The following is a 17,277-nucleotide window of genomic DNA, read 5'->3' on the forward strand; positions in this document are numbered from 1 at the left end:
TCCCTTATGGGGGGAGTTCTGCTCGCGGCGTTAGTCCTCTCGGTGGTTGTCTTTTCGATCTCGGGGGGGGGGGGGGGGGGGGCGGGGGGGGGGCCCCCCCCCCCGCCACCTCAACTCACCGCAGCCGTACGGAAGAAGACGGCCCGAGCGTCCCTGACCTGCCTCGTGCACCACCACACCCTCCGCACCACCGCCCCGGGCAAACGGCCCTGGTCAGCAGCGATGGCCCCGGCGGCGTCACCGTCCGTCACCACGTCTCCGCCGAAGCGGCGGCCGGCTCGCCGGCACCGGGTGCGGGGATAGCGGTGCCGAACGGGGGTAACCGGGATCTATACGGCAACCCGGTCGCCGATCCGCCGAACATCGGAGCCGGCCAGGGCCCGGGAAGTAGGCCGAACCTGGTGGTGCCGCGTCCGCAACTCGGGGATTTTCTGCGAGCCTGAGCGGCGCCCCGGAATCCCGGCTGGTCAAAGACGTGCCGGAGTCATCGGCGCGCCGCCCGGGCCGGCTCGTTAGTGGTGTGTTAGTGCCTCGTTAGCGGACCGGCAGTGCCCGGGGCCACGCTGGAAGAACAACGGACGGACCGTACGCACCCATACGACAAGCTCGCACCTACCAGACGAGGGGGAGACACTCATGTCGCTCACCACCAAGACACTCGGCCGTGGCCGTCGTGTCGCCGCCGGATCGCTGATCGCCGTCGCGGCGCTCACGCTCACCGCCTGCCAGGACGGGACCGGCGCCGCCTCCCGCCCCTCGTCGGCCGCCGCACCCGCCACCTCCCAGGAGGCCGGCGGCGGTGCCAAGCCGTCCGGCAGCACGGCCGGCGGTCCGCAGCGGTCGGCCGGTGGCGAGCGGCCCTCGGCGAATTCGGCGTCCGCCGGCAGCAAGGCGAAGGGCAATGTGCCGTCCAGTACAAAATCGCACGCCTCGGCCATGACGGCGTCGGACCGGTGCACCGCCAACAACATGTCGCTGCGGCTGGGCGCCTCCGACATCGGCGCGGGCAACATCCACTACCCCCTGATCTTCACGAACAAGGGCAAGAAGGCCTGCACCCTGCGCGGCTTCCCCGGGGTCTCGCTGATCCAGCGCGACGGCTCGCCGGTCGGCAAGCCCGCCACCCGCGAGGGCGGCCCGGGCGGCGTGGTCCGTCTCCAGCCGGGGCAGAGCGCGCACGCCGTCCTGCACACCGTCAATGAGGGCGTGTCGGACACCCCCTGCTGGAGCCGTTCGCAGATCGTCTTCGTCTACCCGCCCGGGTCCAAGGAGTCGATGACCACCGGCAGCCGCGGGCTGCGGGTGTGCGGCGGCCGGTTCGACGTGACCGCGGTCGAGGCCGGTTCGCTGGGCTGACGGCCGGCAGGCACAGCTCCCGAGGGCGCCCGGTACTCCGGGCGCCCTCCGCTTTTTCCGGGCCTTCACCGCAACGGCGGCGGACAACCGGCCGTGCACCGCGCGGGGTGTTACCAAGGTGAACGGAAGACCCATACGGGGCTTTCGTTGCAGATCGCCGAGGAGGCCCCATGTCCGCAGCATCGAGCGTGGCCGCCCAGTCCGCCGTGGACGGCGAGCCGTCCACCGAGGACCAGCCACCGATCCACATCCTCTGGATCAACGCCGGTCTGAGCTGCGACGGTGACTCGGTGTCGCTGACCAACGCGACCCAGCCGAGCATCGAGGAGATCGCGCTCAGTGTGCTGCCCGGGCTGCCCAAGGTCGCCGTCCACTGGCCGCTGATCGACTTCGAATGCGGGCCGGTCGGCGGCGCGGACACCTTCATCGAGTGGTTCTTCAAGGGCGAGCGCGGCGAGATCGACCCGTTCGTCCTGGTCATCGAGGGGTCCGTCCCCAACGAGGCCATCAAGCCGGAGGGCTACTGGTGCGGTTTCGGCGACGACCCGGAGACCGGCCAGCCGATCACCACCAGTGAGTGGATCGACCGGCTGGCCCCCAAGGCCCTCGCCGTCGTCGCCATCGGCACCTGCGCCACGTACGGCGGGATCCACGCGATGTCCGGCAACCCGACCGGCGCCATGGGCGTGCCCGACTACCTGGGCTGGGACTGGAAGTCCAAGGCCGGCATCCCGATCGTCTGTGTCCCCGGCTGCCCGATCCAGCCGGACAACTTCGCCGAGACCCTGGTCTACCTGCTCTACCAGGCGGTGGGCGCGGCCCCGATGATCCCGCTCGACGACCAGCTGCGGCCCACCTGGCTCTTCGGCGCCACCGTCCACGAGGGCTGCGACCGCGCCGGCTACTACGAACAGGGCCAGTTCGCCACCGCCTACGACTCGCCGAAATGCCTGGTGAAGATCGGCTGCTGGGGTCCCGTGGTCAAATGCAACGTGCCCAAGCGGGGCTGGATGGACGGTATCGGAGGCTGCCCCAACGTCGGCGGCATCTGCATCGCCTGCACCATGCCCGGCTTCCCCGACAAGTTCATGCCGTTCATGGACGAGCCGCCCGGCAGCAAGCTCTCCAGCACCGCCAGCGTGGCGTACGGCGGTGTCGTCCGCCGACTGCGCGACATCACGGCCAAGACCGTTGACCAGGAACCCAAGTGGCGGCACCGCGGCGACCAGCTGACCACCGGATTCCGCAGGCCGTGGTGACCGTACGGCCCGTGGCGCGGCCGGCCCGGCCGCGCTCCCCGTCCGGCGCCCCCGCGGCCCCGTCCGACCTCACCTCCCGCGTACAGAAGGGCTACGGCACACACGATGGCACCGACGACTAAGGCGGCCGGTGACGGCAGCGGTCTGACGGAGATGTCCTGGGACCCGATCACCCGGATCGTGGGAAGCCTCGGCATCCACACCAAGATCGACTTCAAGCAGAAGCGGGTCGCGGAGTGCTACAGCACCTCGTCGGTCTTCCGCGGCTACAGCGTCTTCATGCGCGGCAAGGACCCGCGCGACGCGCACTTCATCACCAGCCGGATCTGCGGCATCTGCGGTGACAACCACGCCACCTGCTCGGTCTACACCCAGAACATGGCCTATGGGGTGAAGCCGCCGCACCTGGGGGAGTGGATCATCAACCTCGGCGAGTCCGCGGAGTTCATGTTCGACCACAACATCTTCCAGGAGAACCTGGTCGGGGTCGACTACTGCGAGAAGATGGTCCGCGAGACCAACCCGGGCGTCTGGGAACTCGCCCAGCGCACCGAGGCCCCGCACGCCGGCGACCACGGCTACCGCACCATCGCCGACATCATGACCTCCCTCAACCCCCTCGAGGGCGAGTTCTACCGCGAGGCGCTCCAGGTCAGCCGCTACACCCGGGAGATGTTCTGCCTCATGGAGGGCCGCCATGTGCACCCCTCCACGCTGTACCCGGGCGGCGTCGGCACCATCGCCAGCGTCCAGCTCTTCACCGACTACCTCAGCCGGCTGATGCGCTACGTCGAGTTCATGAAGCGGGTCGTCCCGCTCCACGACGACCTCTTCGACTTCTTCTACGAAGCCCTGCCCGGCTACGAGGAGGTCGGCCGGCGGCGGGTGCTGCTCGGGTGCTGGGGCGCGTTCAACGACCCCGACCACTGCGACTTCACCTACCGCAACATGACGGACTGGGGCCGGAAGATGTTCGTCACCCCGGGCATCATCGTCGACGGCAAGCTCATCACCAACGACCTCACCGAGATCAACCTCGGCATCCGCATCCTGCTGGGCAGCTCCTACTACCAGGACTGGGAAGGCCAGGAGAAGTTCGTCACCCACGACCCGCTGGGCAACCCCGTCGACGCCCGCCACCCGTGGAACCAGCACACCATCCCCGCCCCGCAGAAGCGCGACTTCGCCGACAAGTACAGCTGGGTGATGTCCCCGCGCTGGTTCGACGGCACCGAACACCTCGCGCTGGACACCGGCGGCGGACCGATCGCCCGCCTGTGGTCCACCGCGCTCTCCGGACTCGTCGACACCCCCTACGTCAAGGCCACCGGCCACAGCGTCGTCATCGACCTGCCACGCAGCCTCACCCGCCCCGAGGCCCGCTTCGAGTGGCGGATCCCGCAGTGGAGCAACGCGCTGGAACGCAACCGCGCCCGCACCTACTTCCAGGCGTACACCGCCGCCATGGCACTGCACTTCGCCGAACAGTCCCTGGAAGAGGTCCGCGCCGGACGCACCCGTACCTGGGAGAAGTTCGAGGTCCCCGACGAGTCCATCGGCGTCGGCTTCACCGAGGCGGTACGCGGCGTCCTCTCGCACCACATGGTCATCCGGGACGGCAAGATCGCCAACTACCACCCGTACCCGCCGACGCCGTGGAACGCCAGCACCCGCGACACCTACGGCACCCCCGGCCCCTACGAGGACGCGGTGCAGAACACCCCGATCTTCGAGGAGAACCCCCCGGAGACCTTCAAGGGCATCGACATCATGCGCGCGGTGCGCAGCTTCGACCCCTGTCTGCCCTGCGGCGTCCACATGTACGTCGGCGACGGCCGGACCGTCCGCACCGAGCACGTGCCCACCGGGCTGAGCGGACTGGCCGGATGAGCGCGCCCACCGACCGCCAGGCACCGCCCGCCGCACCGAGCGCCGAAGAGGCCGGCCGCCGCGTCGAGGAGCTACTCGACCGGCTCACCCACCACGCCGACCCCGAAACCGGCGCCGCCGCCGAGGAACTCGTCCGCGTCCTGATGGACTTCTACGGGGCCGGCCTCGCCCGCATCATGCACCACCTGGAGCGCACCCCGGACGGCACCGGCCCGCTCCCCGCGCTGCGTACCGCGCTGCTCGGCGACCCCCTGGTCGCCGGCCTGCTCGCGCTGCACGACCTGCACCCCGAGGACACCGAGGCCCGCATCGGGCGGGCCCTGGACAGCGTCCGCGGCCGGCACCCCGCCGACAGCGCCGGCTTCGACCCGGACACCGGCACCCTGCGGCTGCGGGCGGACGCCTCCGGCGGCTGCGGCTGCTCCGGCACCGACGGAGCCGGCCGGCAGACCGTGGAGGCAGCGGTCAGCACCTTCGCACCCGAGGTCACCACCGTCGAGTGGGAGACCGCACCGGCCGCCGACGAACCGGTCCTGCTGCAGATCTCCCGCCGCCCGTCGGCCCCCGCCACCGCCTCATGACCGGCCGTCAGCCGGCGGCCACGCGCCTGGGACCGCACACCGCCCACCGCGGGCTGCGCCGGTTCCGCGCCCCGACCCCGGCCGCACCCGAGTGCTGCGAACTGTGCGGCGTGGTGCTCGCCGACCACAACCACCGCCACCTCGTCGACACCGAACGCCGCGCCCTGGCCTGCGCCTGCACCCCCTGCGCCCTGCTCTTCGAACGGCCCGGCGCCGGCCGCGGACGGTTCCGCACCGTCCCCGACCGCTATCTCACCGACCCCGGCCACACCCTCGACGAGGCGGCCTGGGACCTGCTGCGGATCCCCGTCGGCGTCGCCTTCTTCCTCCGCCACACCGGCCTGGACCGGCTGGTCGCGCTCTACCCCAGCCCGGCCGGCGCCACCGAGAGCGAACTCGACCCCGCCGCCTGGGAAACCGTGCTGGCCGGCAGCCGCCTCGCCCCGCTCCTCCAGCCCGACGTCGAGGCCCTGCTGCTGCGCCGCACCGACGACCGCACCGACTGCTACCTCGTACCGGTCGACGTCTGTTACGAACTCGTCGGCCGGATGCGGTTGTTGTGGCACGGCTTCGACGGCGGCGCCGAGGCCCGCGCCGCGCTCGCCGACTTCTTCACCACCGTCGCCCGCCGGGCCCGCGAGCCGAAGGAGGACGACCGGCCGTGACCGAGCTGTCCTTCGAGTGCACCGGCGTCCGCGCCGACCGCCGCGCCGCCGCCCCCACCCTCCTCTTCCGGCTCCGCCTGACCACCACCGACCCCGCGGACCGGGTGCACGCCGTCGCGCTGCGCTGCCAGATCCGGATCGAACCCGCGCGCCGCGACTACCGTCCCGACGAGGCCGAGGCGCTCGCCGACCTCTTCGGTGACCGCTCCCGTTGGAGCAGCACCCTGCACCCCCTCCAGTTCGCCCACGTCTCCCACGTCGTCCCCGGCTTCACCGGCACCACCGAGATCGAGCTGCCCGTCCCCTGCAGCTACGACCTCGACGTCGCGGCCGGCCGCTACTTCCACGCCCTCGCCGACGGCGAGGTCCCGCTGCTGCTGCTGTTCTCCGGCACCGTCTTCGCCGGTGCCGGCGGCTTCCGGGTCCACCCCGTCCCCTGGCACAAGGAAACCCAGGTGCGGATGCCGGTGACGGTCTGGCAGGAGATGATCGAGACGCACTTCCCGGGCTGCGGCTGGCTGCGGCTGCCCCGCACCACCCTCGACGCGCTCCTCGCCTACCGCTCCCGGCACGCCCTGCCCTCCTGGCAGCAGGCCGTCGAGGCGCTGCTCGCCGCGGCCGGCGACGACCCGCCACCCCCGCCGCCCGCCCGGCACGCACGGCCGTTCCCCGGCACCGCCGCCCGCCCGCTCGCCGAGAGGACCGCCCCATGACGACCGGCACCCTGCCCGACGCGACGGCGGACCGCTTCGCCGTCGCCCGCCAGGTGGCGGACGCCGTGCTGTTCGAGGGCTATGTGCTCTACCCGTACCGGGCCTCGGCCGCCAAGAACCGGCTGCGCTGGCAGTTCGGCGTCCTGGTCCCGCCCGGCTGGACCGCCGCCGGCGCCGAACACTCCCACCAGCGCACCGAATGCCTGATGGAACCGAAGTCCGGCGCCCGGCTCTCGGCCGAGCTGCGGTTCCTGCACGCCCAGCGCCGCACCGTCCAACGCCTGCGCCCCGACGGGGAGTTCGAGACCGTCGACGAGCTGGAACTGCCCGACCGGGTGCTGGTCCCCTGGGACGAGGCCACCGAGGAACGCCTCACCCTCGACGCCGCCGTCACCGAACTGACCGGCGCCGGCCGCACCCTGCCGTTCACCCTGCCGGCGAACGAGGAGACCGAGCCGGTGCACGACGCCGACGGGCGCCTCATCGGCCGGCTGGTGCGCCGCCGCGGCCGGATCGACGGCCGGCTCCGGCTGACCGCGAGCCCGCTCGACGGGCCGTACACCGCGCTGCGGCTGACCGCGACCGTCGAGAACACCGGCGACTGGACCCCCTCCGGCACCGCGGACCGGACCGCTGCACTGCCGCACGCGCTGATCGGCGCCCACCTCTTCCTCGGCCTGAGCGCCGGCCGCTTCCTCTCCCTGACCGACCCGCCCGAATGGGCCCGGACCGCCGTCGCCTCCTGCCGCAACGAGCACACCTGGCCGGTGCTGGCCGGCGAACCGGGCCGCGCCGACGTGGTCCTGTCCTCGCCGATCATCCTGGAGGACCACCCGGCCGTCGCCCCCGAAAGCCCCGGCGCGCTCTACGACGCCCTGGAGATCGACGAGATCCTCGCCCTGCGCACCGCGGCCCTCACCGACCAGGAGAAGCGCGAGGCCCGCGGCACCGACCCGCGCGCCGCCGACGTCATCGAACTCGCCGACACCATGCCCCCCGAGGTACTGGACCGCCTGCACGGGGCCGTACGCGCGCTGCGCGAGGTCACCGGCCCCGGCCCGGAGGCACCCGGCGGCCAGACGCCCGACGTGCCCGGCACCCGCCCCGACACCCCCTGGTGGGACCCCGGCGGCGACCGCGACGTCGACCCCGCCACCGACCGGATCGGCATCGACGGACGGCGGGTCGGCGCCGGCAGCCGGGTACTGCTGAAGCCCGGCCGGCGCCGCACCGACGCCCAGGACCTCTTCCTGCACGGCCGTACCGCCCTCGTCGAGGCCGTACTGCACGACGTGGACGGCGGGGTGCACCTCGCGGTGACCCTGGAGGACGACCCGGGCGCCGACATCCGGCGCGAACAGGGCCGCTTCCTGTACTTCCAGCCCGACGAACTCGCTCCCCTGGAGGACACGTGAGCGCCCCCGCCCGCGGCGCCGTCCGGCCGCCCGCGAAGACGCTGATCGCCGGCGTCGGCAACATCTTCCTCGGCGACGACGGCTTCGGCGTCGAGGCCGTCCGCCGGCTCGGCGCACAGCCCCTCCCGGACGGCGTCGAGATCGTCGACAGCGGCGTACGGGGCGTCCACCTCGCCTACCAGATGCTGGACGGCTACGACACCGTGCTCCTCGTCGACGCCACCGCCCGCGGCGCCGAACCCGGCACCGTCCACCTCCTCGACGCCACCGAACCGGCCACCCCGCGCCCGCGGGCCGCCGCCCTCGACGCCCACCACATGACCCCCGACGCGGTGCTCGCCCTGCTCGACACGCTCAGTGCCGGCACCGACGGCCAACCGCCCCGGCGCGTCCTCGTGGTCGGCTGCGAACCCGCCGACACCGCCGAGGGCATCGGCCTGAGCGACCCGGTCGAGGCCGCGGTCGACGAGGCCGTGGGACTCATCCTGAAGCTGATCGGGGCGGAAGCGAACGCAGACCCAGAAGCGGACGTAGCCGCGAACGCAGACGCAGACGCAGAGGCGGACGCAGACCCAGAAGCAGACGCGGACGTAGCCGCGAACGCGGACGCGGACGCAGAAACGGACACCACCGAGAGGAGCACCACCCCATGCTGAAGCTGATCCTCGGCGCGGCGGCCGCCGCCGTGCTCGCCCTCGCCCTGAAGAGCAACCTGCCCGACATCAAGCGCTATCTGCGCATCCGCGCGATGTGACCGCGGCGGCGCTGCACCGAACGAAGGACGCCGCAGCGCCGCCCCGGCGAGGCACCCCGGCCGTCCCGTGCCCGCGCCGTCTAATGAACCCAGGGCCCGGGGCGGGTCCGCGCGGATCCGCGGACCGGCCCGGCGGCACCCGGTAGTCCCGCACCAGAGAGGGACCGATGCACGAGATGTCCATCGCGCTCGCGGTCGTCGACCAGGTCGACGGCGCGGCCCGGCCGGCCGGGGCCACCGCGGTGCGCAGCGTCCGGCTGCAGGTCGGCGAACTGGCCGGAGTGGTCCCCGACGCGCTGACCTTCTCCTTCCAGCTCGCCTGCGCGGGCACCGCGCTGGAGGGCGCGGAACTCGACATCGAACCGGTGCCGGCCCGCGCCCGCTGCGGCGCCTGCGCCCGTACCTGGCCGCCCGGCATGCCCCCACGGCTCAGCTGCCCGGGCTGCGACGGGACGGACACCGCGCTGCTGTCCGGCCGTGAACTGCAGATCGTCCGGGTGTGCTGGCACGAGGCCGCGCCGCACCCACCGATTCCCCAGGAGCGCTGAACCATGTGCCGTGTCGTCGACCTGCAACAGGCGGTTCTCGCCAAGAACGACGCCTGCGCCCACACCCTGCGCGAGGACCTCGCGGCCCGCGGCACCGCGCTGGTCAACCTGCTCTCCAGCCCCGGCAGCGGCAAGACCGCCCTCCTGGAGCGCGAACTCACCCTCGCCCGGGAGCGCGGCATCCCGGTCGCCGCGCTCACCGCCGACCTGGCCACCGAGAACGACGCGGTCCGCCTGGCCCGCTCCGGAGTGCCCGTCAAACAGATCCTCACCGACGGGCTGTGCCACCTGGAGGCCGAGATGCTCGGCGGACACCTCCACGACTGGCTCCCCGCCGACACCCGGCTGCTGTTCATCGAGAACGTGGGCAACCTGGTCTGCCCGGCCTCGTACGACCTCGGCGAGACCCTGCGGGTGGTGCTGGCCTCGGTGACCGAGGGCGAGGACAAACCGCTGAAGTACCCCACCGCCTTCGGCCTCGCCCACCTCGTCGTGGTCACCAAGACCGACATCGCCGAGGCGGTCTCCTTCGACGAGGAGGAGTTCCGCGCCAACGTCGAACGGGTCAACCCCGGCGTCGAGGTGTGCCTCACCTCGGTGCGCCAGGGCATCGGCGACGGGCTGCTGCTGGACCGGGCGCTGGCCGCCCGCGACGGCACGCCGGTCCACATCCCCGTGATGACCCGCACGTCCCACCACGTCCACGACGAGGACGAACCGCAGCCCACCGACGAGCACTCCGCCGGCCTCGACACCGTGGCGTCGAGCCGCTCATGACCACCGGGCAGGTCGACCGGGCCCCCGCGGAAGCCCCTGCACCGGTCACCGCACGGCGCAGGATCACCGTGCGCGGCGTCGTCCAGGGCGTCGGATTCCGCCCGTTCGTCCACGGCCTCGCCACCGAACTGGGCCTCGTGGGCCATGTGAGCAACACCGGCGAGGGCGTGCTCGCCGAGGTCGAGGGACCGCCCGCCGCGCTCGCCGCGTTCGGCGCACGGATCACCGGCGAGGCGCCGCCGCTGGCCGTCGTCGACGCCGTGGAGGGCGAGGACCTCGCGGTCACCGGCGACACCGGATTCCGCATCCTGCCCTCCCACGGACAGGGCCCCTCGCGCACCCTGGTCGCCCCGGACGCCGCCACCTGCGACGCCTGCCTGGCCGAACTGGCCGACCCGGCCGACCGCCGCCACCGCCACCCCTTCATCACCTGTACGCACTGCGGTCCGCGCTTCACCATCGTCACCGCGCTGCCCTACGACCGGGCCCGGACGACCATGGACCGCTTCCCGATGTGCCCGCGCTGCGCACGGGAGTACGCCGATCCGGCCGACCGGCGGTTCCACGCCCAGCCGATCGCCTGCCACGACTGCGGGCCCCGGCTGCGGCTGCTGCTCGCCGACCCCAACGACCCCACCGCCGCACCCCGGCCGGCACCGGACCCCGACCCGGTCGCCGCCACCCGGAAGCTGCTCGCCGCCGGTGCGATCGTCGCCGTCAAGGGCCTCGGCGGCTACCACCTCGTCTGCGACGCCACCGACGACACCGCCGTCGCCCTGCTGCGCCGCCGCAAGGCCCGTGGCGACAAACCCTTCGCCCTGATGGCACGTCAGATCGACGACATCGGGCACCTGGTGCGCATCCGGCCCGCGGAACGCGCGCTGCTCACCGGACCCCAGCGCCCCGTCGTCCTGCTGCGCCGCCGCCCCGCCCCCGCCCCCGCCCCTGCCCCGGACGCGCCGGTGCCGTCCGCCGCGGTCGCCCCCGGCAGCCCCGACCTGGGCGTCGTACTGCCGTACACCCCGCTGCACCACCTGCTGCTCGGACTGCCCGGCGACCCCCAAGGACCCCGGCTGCTCGTGATGACCAGCGGCAACCTCGCCGGCGAGCCGATCGTCACCGACGACGAGGAGGCCGTGCGGCGGCTCGCCGGACTGGCCGACGCCTGGCTCGGCCACGACCGGCCGATCCGCGTACCCTGCGACGACTCCGTGGTCCGGATCACCGACGACGGCGAGCCGCTGTTCGTCCGCCGCTCCCGCGGCTACGCCCCGTTCCCGGTCCCGCTTCCGGTGCCGGTCCGCCCCGCGCTCGCGGCCGGCGGCGACCTGAAGAACGTGCTCTGCCTCGCCGAGGGCCGCCGCGCCTGGCTGTCCGCGCACATCGGCGACATGGACGACTTCGCCACCCAGCTCGCCTTCGAACGCGCCGAGGCGCACCTGGAGACGGTCACCGGCGTCCGCCCCCAACTCCTCGCCGCCGACCGGCACCCCGGCTACCGCTCCGGCCAGTGGGCCCAGCGGCACACCGACGGCCGGCCGCTGGTCCGCGTCCAGCACCACCACGCGCATATCGCCGCGGCCATGGCCGAACACGGCCTCGACGGCAGCCACCCGGTCATCGGCGTCGCCTTCGACGGCACCGGCTACGGCGACGACCACGCCGTCTGGGGCGGCGAGTTCCTGCTCGCCGACTACGACGGCTACCGCCGCTTCGGCAGCCTCGGCTACGTACCGCTGCCCGGCGGCGACACCGCCGTCCGCCGCCCCTACCGCATGGCACTGGCCCACCTGCGCGCGGCCGGCATCGACTGGGCCGCGGACCTCCCGCCGGTCGCCGCCTGCCCGCCCGACGAACGACGCCTGCTCGCCCGGCAGTTGGAACGCGACCTGAACTGCGTGCCCACCTCCAGCATGGGCCGCCTCTTCGACGCGGTCTCCTCCCTGGCCGGCATCTGCCACCACGCCGGATACGAGGCACAGGCCGCGCTCGCCCTCGAAGCCGCGGCCCTGACCGCCGGCGAGGACCCCGCGCCCGGTTACGCCTTCGACCTGCGTCCCGGCCCCCACGCCCCGACGGACCGGGCGGCCGCCGACACCGTCGCCGACCCGGCGCCGCTGCTCGCGGCCGTCGTCGCGGACGTCCGGGCCGGCACCGCACCGGCGCTGATCGCCGCCCGCTTCCACACCGCGGTCGCCGGACTCGTACGGCGCTGCTGCGCCCTGGCCCGGGAGCGCGCCGGCCTGACGACCGTCGTCCTGACCGGCGGGGTGTTCGCCAACACGCTGCTCGCCGAGGCCGCCGCCCGGCTGCTCGGCCAGGACGGCTTCACCGTGCTGCGGCACCGCAGGGTCCCGCCCAACGACGGGGGCCTGGCGCTCGGCCAGATCGTCGTGGCGGCGCGCACCGCACCCGTGCACGGCGGGGTGGGCGTGCCCTGAACGGCGCCGCGGCCGCGGCGGACGACGCTTTGACGACGAGGAGAGGCCCATGTGCCTGGCGGTACCCGGCAAAGTACTGGACATCGAGGAGCGGGACGGCACCCGGATGGCCACCGTCGACTTCGGCGGCGTGGTCAAGGAAGTCTGCCTGGAGTACGTCCCCGACCTCCAGGTCGGCGAGTACGCGATCGTCCACGTCGGCTTCGCGCTGCAGCGCCTGGACGAGGACTCGGCCCGCCAGACCCTGGCCCTCTTCGAAGAACTGGGACTGCTCCAGGAGGAGTTCGGCGACCCCTGGGAGGCGGCGGCCGCGGAAGCCGGCGGGTCCCCTGCGGCCGTCGGCGGCGACACGGCGCGGGAGGCGCGGAAGTGAAGTACATCGACGAATTCCAGGACCCCGAGCTGGCCCGCCGGCTGCTGGACGACATCCGGGCCACGGCAACCCGGCCGTGGGCCCTGATGGAGGTCTGCGGCGGCCAGACGCACACCATCATCCGGCACGGTATCGACCAACTCCTGCCCGAACAGGTCGAGTTGATCCACGGACCGGGCTGCCCGGTGTGCGTCACACCACTGGAGGTGATCGACAAGGCGCTGGAGATCGCCGCCCGCCCGGGCGTGATCTTCTGCTCCTTCGGCGACATGCTCCGGGTCCCCGGCAGCGACCGCGATCTGTTCCAGGTGCGCGGCGAGGGTGGCGACGTACGGGTGGTGTACTCCCCGCTCGACGCGCTGAAGACCGCCCAGCAGAACCCGGACCGCGAGGTGGTGTTCTTCGGCATCGGCTTCGAGACCACCGCCCCGCCCAACGCCATGACGGTCCATCAGGCCCACAAGCTCGGCATCCGCAACTTCAGCATGCTGGTCTCGCACGTCCGGGTCCCGCCCGCCATCGAGGCGATCATGACCTCGCCCAGCTGCCGGGTCCAGGCGTTCCTCGCCGCCGGCCATGTGTGCAGCGTGATGGGCATGGCGGAGTACCCGGCCCTGGCCGAACGCTTCCGGGTGCCGATCGTGGTCACCGGCTTCGAACCGCTGGACATCCTGGAGGGCATCCGCCGCACCGTCCGCCAACTGGAGCGCGGCGAACACACCGTGGAGAACGCCTATCCGCGCGCCGTCCGCAGCGAGGGCAACCCCACCGCGCAGAAGATGCTCCGGGACGTCTTCGAGGTCACCGACCGCAGCTGGCGAGGCATCGGCACCATCCCCGCCAGCGGCTGGCGGCTCGCCGAGCGCTACCGCGACTACGACGCCGAACACCGCTTCTCCGTCGACGGCATCACCACCCGCGAACCGGCCGCCTGCCGCAGCGGCGAGGTCCTGCAGGGACTCATCAAGCCGCACGAGTGCGAGGCGTTCGGCACCACCTGCACCCCGCGCACCCCGCTGGGCGCCACCATGGTCTCCAGCGAGGGCGCGTGCGCCGCCTACTACCTGTACCGCCGACTCGGCACCCCGCCCACCCCGCTGGAGGCGAGCCCCGTTGCCTGACACCCCGCACACCCCGCTGACGGCGTCGCACGCGTCGAACGCCGCCACCGGGGCCCCCACCCCGGCCGACCGCGGACTCCCCACCGTCGACATCTCCGGCTGGACCTGCCCCACCCCGCTGCGCGACCAGCCGCGGGTCGTCATGGGACACGGCGGGGGCGGCGCACTCTCCGCCGAACTCGTCCAGCAGATCTTCGTGCCCGCCTTCGGCGGCGAGGTCCTCGCGCAGCTCGGCGACTCCGCCGCGGTGTCGCTGGGCGGCGCCCGGCTCGCCTTCTCCACCGACTCCTTCGTGGTCCGGCCGCTGTTCTTCCCCGGCGGCAGCATCGGCGACCTCGCCGTCAACGGCACCGTCAACGACCTCGCCATGAGCGGCGCCCGGGCCGCGTACCTCTCCTGCGGCTTCATCCTGGAGGAGGGCGTCGAGATGCCGGTGGTCGCCGGGGTCGCGGACGCGATGGGCGCGGCCGCCCGGGCCGCCGGGGTCGAGGTGGCCACCGGCGACACCAAGGTCGTCGAGGCGGGCCACGGCGACGGTGTCTACATCAACACCGCCGGCCTCGGGCTGATCCCGGACGGCGTCGACCTCCGCCCCCAACGTGTCGTCCCCGGCGACGTGGTGATCGTCAGCGGCGACATCGGCGTACACGGCGTGGCCATCATGAGCGTCCGCGAGGGCCTGGAATTCGGCGTGGAGATCGAGAGCGACTGCGCCGCGCTCGGCGGGCTCGTCGAGACGATGCTCGCGGTCACCCCGGACCTGCACGTCCTGCGCGACCCCACCCGCGGCGGGCTGGCCGCGGCGCTGTGCGAGATCGCCACCGCGTCCTGCACCGGCATCGTCATCCAGGAACGCGCCATCCCGGTACCGCCCGCGGTCGCCAACGCCTGCGCCATCCTCGGGCTGGACCCGATGTACGTCGCCAACGAGGGCAAGCTCGTGGCGTTCGTACCGCGCGAGCACGCGGACGCGGTACTGGCCGCGATGCGGAGGCACCCGTTGGGTGCCGGCGCGGCGATCATCGGCGAGGCCGTGGCGACCCACCCCGGCATGGTCGTGGCCCGCACGCCCCTGGGGGGCACACGGGTCGTTGACCTGCCGCTGGGGGAACAGCTCCCACGGATCTGCTGACGCTTGTTGCCCACGTACTTGGCTTTCCCGCCGCGGTGGTTGCTCGCCGTTGGGCTTTGCGGCGCGCCGCGTACGTACCCGTCTGTCCCGCCGCGGGGCGTCTCGCCGTTGCGCGCTTGGCGGCGCCTCCCACGTACTTGGCTGTCCCGCCGCGGGTGTTGTTCGCCGTTGCGCCTGCGGCGGGCCGGGTGTTGTTGGGTGCGGTGACGGTCCTCCGGGGCCTTGTTCGTGGACTGCTTCGCTTTACGCTCCGCTGCGCTCCGCCTTCGCTCCTTGATTGAGCCCCTGGAAGCGAAGCCCACGAACAAGGCCCCTCCGGCCCGTCCCCTCCCGTTGGGGGGAAGTTGAGGCCGGTGGGGGTGGGCGTCGAGGGTCCCTTAGGGCGGGGCGAACAGATCCCGTAAGGGATACGGGCACCCCTTGCGGGCCTCAACTCGGCGAGCCGGGGCGGTATTCCCGACACCGCATGACGCAAGACACTGCCGAACGACAACGCCCGCCCCCACCGGCCTCTCACCCCCCACCCACGGGAGGGGCTGGACCGGAGGACGAAGTCTGGAGGGCCGGCACCGCACCCGAAAACACCACGCCCGCCGCCAGGCGCAACGGCGACCAAGCCCAACGGCGAGACAGCCGACAACGTACGGCGCGCCGCAAAGCGCAACGGCGAGCGAGTCCCGCGGCGGGAAAGTCAGGCACGTGCGGCGCGCCGCAAAGCGCAACGGCGAGACGCCCCGCGGCGGGAAGGCAAGGTACGTGCGGGGGCGCCGCAAAGCGGGCAACGGCGAGCAAGCCCCGCGGCGGGAATGCGAGGTACGTACGGGGCGCCGCATAGCGCGCGACGGCGAGCAACAACCGCGGCGGGACGGCCAAGTACGTGGGAGGCACCCCAAAGCGCAGCGGACGGTCAGGTCTTCTTCAGCAATTGGGAGCCGAACCAGTCGTCCCCGTCCCGGACGCCCGGGAGGATGAAGAAGTAGCCGCCGCCGATGGGGGTGACGAACCGCGCCAGCGGCTCGTGTTGCAGGCGGCGTTGTACGGTCGCGAACTGGCGCTCCGGGTCCTGCTGGTAGCCGCAGAAGACCAGGCCGAGGTCCATCCGGCCGGTGTGGTCGAAGCCCGCGTCGTAGTTGTAACTGCGGCGCAGGAAGCGGGAGCGGTCCGTCTTGTGGGTGCGCGGGTTGGCCAGGCGGATGTGGGAGTCGAGCGGGATGTGCCGGCCGTGCGGATCGTTGCGGTAGTCCGGCGCGTCCGACTCGTGCCGGCCGTCCAGCGGCGCCCCGCTCGCCTTGTGCCGGCCGAAGATCCCCTCCTGCCGCCGCAGCGGCACCTTGTCCCACTTCTCGACGTGGAAGCGGATCAGCCGCAGCACCTGGTAGCAGCCGCCCAGTGCCCAGTCCGGCTCGCCGCAGGGCGGTGTCACCCACATCAGCCGGTCCATCTCCCGGGACGATTCGGTGTCCGGGTTGACGATGCCGTCCTTGAAGCCCAGCAGATTGCGTCGTGACCCGGAAGGCCGGGACGGATTGAGGAAGGCGTCCCGCCGCCAGCGCGGCCGCAGCAGACCGTCCGTCTCCCGTGCCACGTCGCGCAGTACGTGCACGATGGCGTCCGGGTGCTCGGCGCAGATCTGCAGGGACAGGTCGCCGTGGCAGCGGGCCGGCTCCAGCCGGTCGTCGGGGAAGGCCGGCATCGCCTTGAGATGGCGGGGCTTGTGGCCGGACAGCCCGAAACGGTCGTCGAACAGCGAGGCGCCCACGCCGAGGGTGATAGTGAGCGAGTCCGGCGTCGGGCGCTCCCGCGCCACCAGCTCGTCGTGCGGCTTCACGCCGCCCGTCAGGACCCGGGACCGGTGGGTGAGCTTGTGGAAGAGCTCCACCAGGCCGTCCCGGTCCTCGGCCAGAACGTCGTAGCCGACGAAGCCAGCGAAGAGCTGCTGCGGCGTCACGACCCCGGCCTGGTGGTGGCCGTGGAACGGCACCCGGTCGGGCAGGTCCCGGCGGTCGTCCCGCGACCGGTCCGTGGCGACCGCCTCGGTGCCGAGGCCCCCGGCGGCCGCCACCCCCGCGACGCCGGCCGCACACCGGAGGAATTCCCGGCGCCCGTCGCCCCGTGCGGTGGCATGCCCGTCTCCGGCCTGATCACATCTCATCGTCCCGCCCATCCTGACTGCGTCATCCGGCACCCGCGTGCCTGCACATACCTGTGCGTGATGCTCGCCGCCCGGGGCGCGCGCGACGGGACCAACACGG

Annotated in this window: 16 protein-coding genes; 15 read left to right on the forward strand and 1 reads right to left on the reverse strand. The window is 72.9% G+C overall.

Going from position 1 to position 17,277, the window contains the following annotated elements; all coding sequences use genetic code 11:
• Window positions 1–636 precede the first annotated feature (636 nt).
• The 15 genes from ACFV1J_RS02990 (at window position 637) to hypE (ending at window position 15,025) form a co-directional block, all read left to right on the forward strand.
• On the forward strand, window positions 637–1,356 hold the full coding sequence (locus tag ACFV1J_RS02990) for a DUF4232 domain-containing protein (protein ID WP_385855441.1): 720 nt from the start codon (window positions 637–639) through the stop codon (window positions 1,354–1,356).
• A gap of 170 nt (window positions 1,357–1,526) precedes the next feature.
• Entirely contained in the window at window positions 1,527–2,615 is a 1,089-nt protein-coding gene (locus tag ACFV1J_RS02995; RefSeq protein ID WP_385855442.1) for a hydrogenase expression protein HypE, read from the forward strand.
• Between the two features lie 105 nt (window positions 2,616–2,720).
• The gene (locus tag ACFV1J_RS03000) at window positions 2,721–4,505 is read left to right on the forward strand and encodes a nickel-dependent hydrogenase large subunit (RefSeq protein ID WP_385855443.1); all 1,785 of its coding nucleotides are present in this window, start codon (window positions 2,721–2,723) and stop codon (window positions 4,503–4,505) included.
• On the forward strand, window positions 4,502–5,086 hold the full coding sequence (locus ACFV1J_RS03005; RefSeq protein WP_385855444.1) for a hypothetical protein: 585 nt from the start codon (window positions 4,502–4,504) through the stop codon (window positions 5,084–5,086). Before ACFV1J_RS03000 ends, ACFV1J_RS03005 begins: the two co-directional genes overlap by 4 nt.
• Window positions 5,083–5,751 (forward strand): DUF5947 family protein, encoded by a 669-nt coding sequence (locus ACFV1J_RS03010; RefSeq protein ID WP_385855445.1) that lies wholly within the window; start codon window positions 5,083–5,085, stop codon window positions 5,749–5,751. The genes ACFV1J_RS03005 and ACFV1J_RS03010 overlap by 4 nt, the downstream gene beginning before the upstream one ends.
• Window positions 5,748–6,464 (forward strand): DUF6084 family protein, encoded by a 717-nt coding sequence (locus tag ACFV1J_RS03015; RefSeq protein ID WP_385855446.1) that lies wholly within the window; start codon window positions 5,748–5,750, stop codon window positions 6,462–6,464. The genes ACFV1J_RS03010 and ACFV1J_RS03015 overlap by 4 nt, the downstream gene beginning before the upstream one ends.
• Window positions 6,461–7,879: a hypothetical protein gene (locus ACFV1J_RS03020; protein ID WP_385855447.1), complete on the forward strand. Its 1,419-nt coding sequence runs from the start codon at window positions 6,461–6,463 to the stop codon at window positions 7,877–7,879. The genes ACFV1J_RS03015 and ACFV1J_RS03020 overlap by 4 nt, the downstream gene beginning before the upstream one ends.
• A complete protein-coding gene (locus ACFV1J_RS03025; protein ID WP_385855448.1) occupies window positions 7,876–8,535 on the forward strand; it encodes a hydrogenase maturation protease in 660 nt (219 codons plus the stop codon). Before ACFV1J_RS03020 ends, ACFV1J_RS03025 begins: the two co-directional genes overlap by 4 nt.
• A complete protein-coding gene (locus ACFV1J_RS03030) occupies window positions 8,529–8,633 on the forward strand; it encodes a DUF6893 family small protein (protein ID WP_385855449.1) in 105 nt (34 codons plus the stop codon). The genes ACFV1J_RS03025 and ACFV1J_RS03030 overlap by 7 nt, the downstream gene beginning before the upstream one ends.
• Window positions 8,634–8,800: 167 nt before the next feature.
• Window positions 8,801–9,181, forward strand: coding sequence for a hydrogenase maturation nickel metallochaperone HypA (locus tag ACFV1J_RS03035; protein WP_385855450.1), 381 nt, complete (start codon window positions 8,801–8,803; stop codon window positions 9,179–9,181).
• Between the two features lie 3 nt (window positions 9,182–9,184).
• Window positions 9,185–9,958 carry a hydrogenase nickel incorporation protein HypB gene (gene hypB / locus ACFV1J_RS03040; protein ID WP_385855451.1) on the forward strand — a complete coding sequence of 258 codons (774 nt, stop codon included), beginning with the start codon at window positions 9,185–9,187 and terminating at the stop codon, window positions 9,956–9,958.
• The gene (gene hypF, locus ACFV1J_RS03045; RefSeq protein ID WP_385855452.1) at window positions 9,955–12,399 is read left to right on the forward strand and encodes a carbamoyltransferase HypF; all 2,445 of its coding nucleotides are present in this window, start codon (window positions 9,955–9,957) and stop codon (window positions 12,397–12,399) included. Before hypB ends, hypF begins: the two co-directional genes overlap by 4 nt.
• 49 nt (window positions 12,400–12,448) lie before the next feature.
• Entirely contained in the window at window positions 12,449–12,772 is a 324-nt protein-coding gene (locus ACFV1J_RS03050) for a HypC/HybG/HupF family hydrogenase formation chaperone (protein WP_385855453.1), read from the forward strand.
• On the forward strand, window positions 12,769–13,893 hold the full coding sequence (gene hypD / locus ACFV1J_RS03055) for a hydrogenase formation protein HypD (RefSeq protein ID WP_385855454.1): 1,125 nt from the start codon (window positions 12,769–12,771) through the stop codon (window positions 13,891–13,893). The genes ACFV1J_RS03050 and hypD overlap by 4 nt, the downstream gene beginning before the upstream one ends.
• Complete coding sequence (gene hypE / locus ACFV1J_RS03060) at window positions 13,886–15,025, forward strand: hydrogenase expression/formation protein HypE (RefSeq protein WP_385855455.1); 1,140 nt, start codon at window positions 13,886–13,888, stop codon at window positions 15,023–15,025. Before hypD ends, hypE begins: the two co-directional genes overlap by 8 nt.
• A gap of 907 nt (window positions 15,026–15,932) precedes the next feature.
• Here the strand turns inward: hypE and efeB are convergent.
• Window positions 15,933–17,177, reverse strand: coding sequence for an iron uptake transporter deferrochelatase/peroxidase subunit (gene efeB / locus ACFV1J_RS03065; RefSeq protein ID WP_385855456.1), 1,245 nt, complete (start codon window positions 17,175–17,177; stop codon window positions 15,933–15,935).
• Window positions 17,178–17,277: the final 100 nt, after the last annotated feature.

This window comes from Streptomyces sp. NPDC059649 (genome assembly GCF_042734445.1).
Lineage (GTDB): Bacteria > Actinomycetota > Actinomycetes > Streptomycetales > Streptomycetaceae > Streptomyces.

Bases quoted from the DNA above. Each gene is read 5' to 3' on its own strand.
- ACFV1J_RS02990 (WP_385855441.1), top strand. From the start codon at position 637: ATGTCGCTCACCACCAAGACACTCGGCCGTGGCCGTCGTGTCGCCGCC.
- ACFV1J_RS02995 (WP_385855442.1), top strand. From the start codon at position 1,527: ATGTCCGCAGCATCGAGCGTGGCCGCCCAGTCCGCCGTGGACGGCGAG.
- ACFV1J_RS03000 (WP_385855443.1), top strand. From the start codon at position 2,721: ATGGCACCGACGACTAAGGCGGCCGGTGACGGCAGCGGTCTGACGGAG.
- ACFV1J_RS03005 (WP_385855444.1), top strand. From the start codon at position 4,502: ATGAGCGCGCCCACCGACCGCCAGGCACCGCCCGCCGCACCGAGCGCC.
- ACFV1J_RS03010 (WP_385855445.1), top strand. From the start codon at position 5,083: ATGACCGGCCGTCAGCCGGCGGCCACGCGCCTGGGACCGCACACCGCC.
- ACFV1J_RS03020 (WP_385855447.1), top strand. From the start codon at position 6,461: ATGACGACCGGCACCCTGCCCGACGCGACGGCGGACCGCTTCGCCGTC.
- ACFV1J_RS03030 (WP_385855449.1), top strand. From the start codon at position 8,529: ATGCTGAAGCTGATCCTCGGCGCGGCGGCCGCCGCCGTGCTCGCCCTC.
- ACFV1J_RS03035 (WP_385855450.1), top strand. From the start codon at position 8,801: ATGCACGAGATGTCCATCGCGCTCGCGGTCGTCGACCAGGTCGACGGC.
- hypB (WP_385855451.1), top strand. From the start codon at position 9,185: ATGTGCCGTGTCGTCGACCTGCAACAGGCGGTTCTCGCCAAGAACGAC.
- hypF (WP_385855452.1), top strand. From the start codon at position 9,955: ATGACCACCGGGCAGGTCGACCGGGCCCCCGCGGAAGCCCCTGCACCG.
- ACFV1J_RS03050 (WP_385855453.1), top strand. From the start codon at position 12,449: ATGTGCCTGGCGGTACCCGGCAAAGTACTGGACATCGAGGAGCGGGAC.
- efeB (WP_385855456.1), bottom strand. From the start codon at position 17,177: ATGAGATGTGATCAGGCCGGAGACGGGCATGCCACCGCACGGGGCGAC.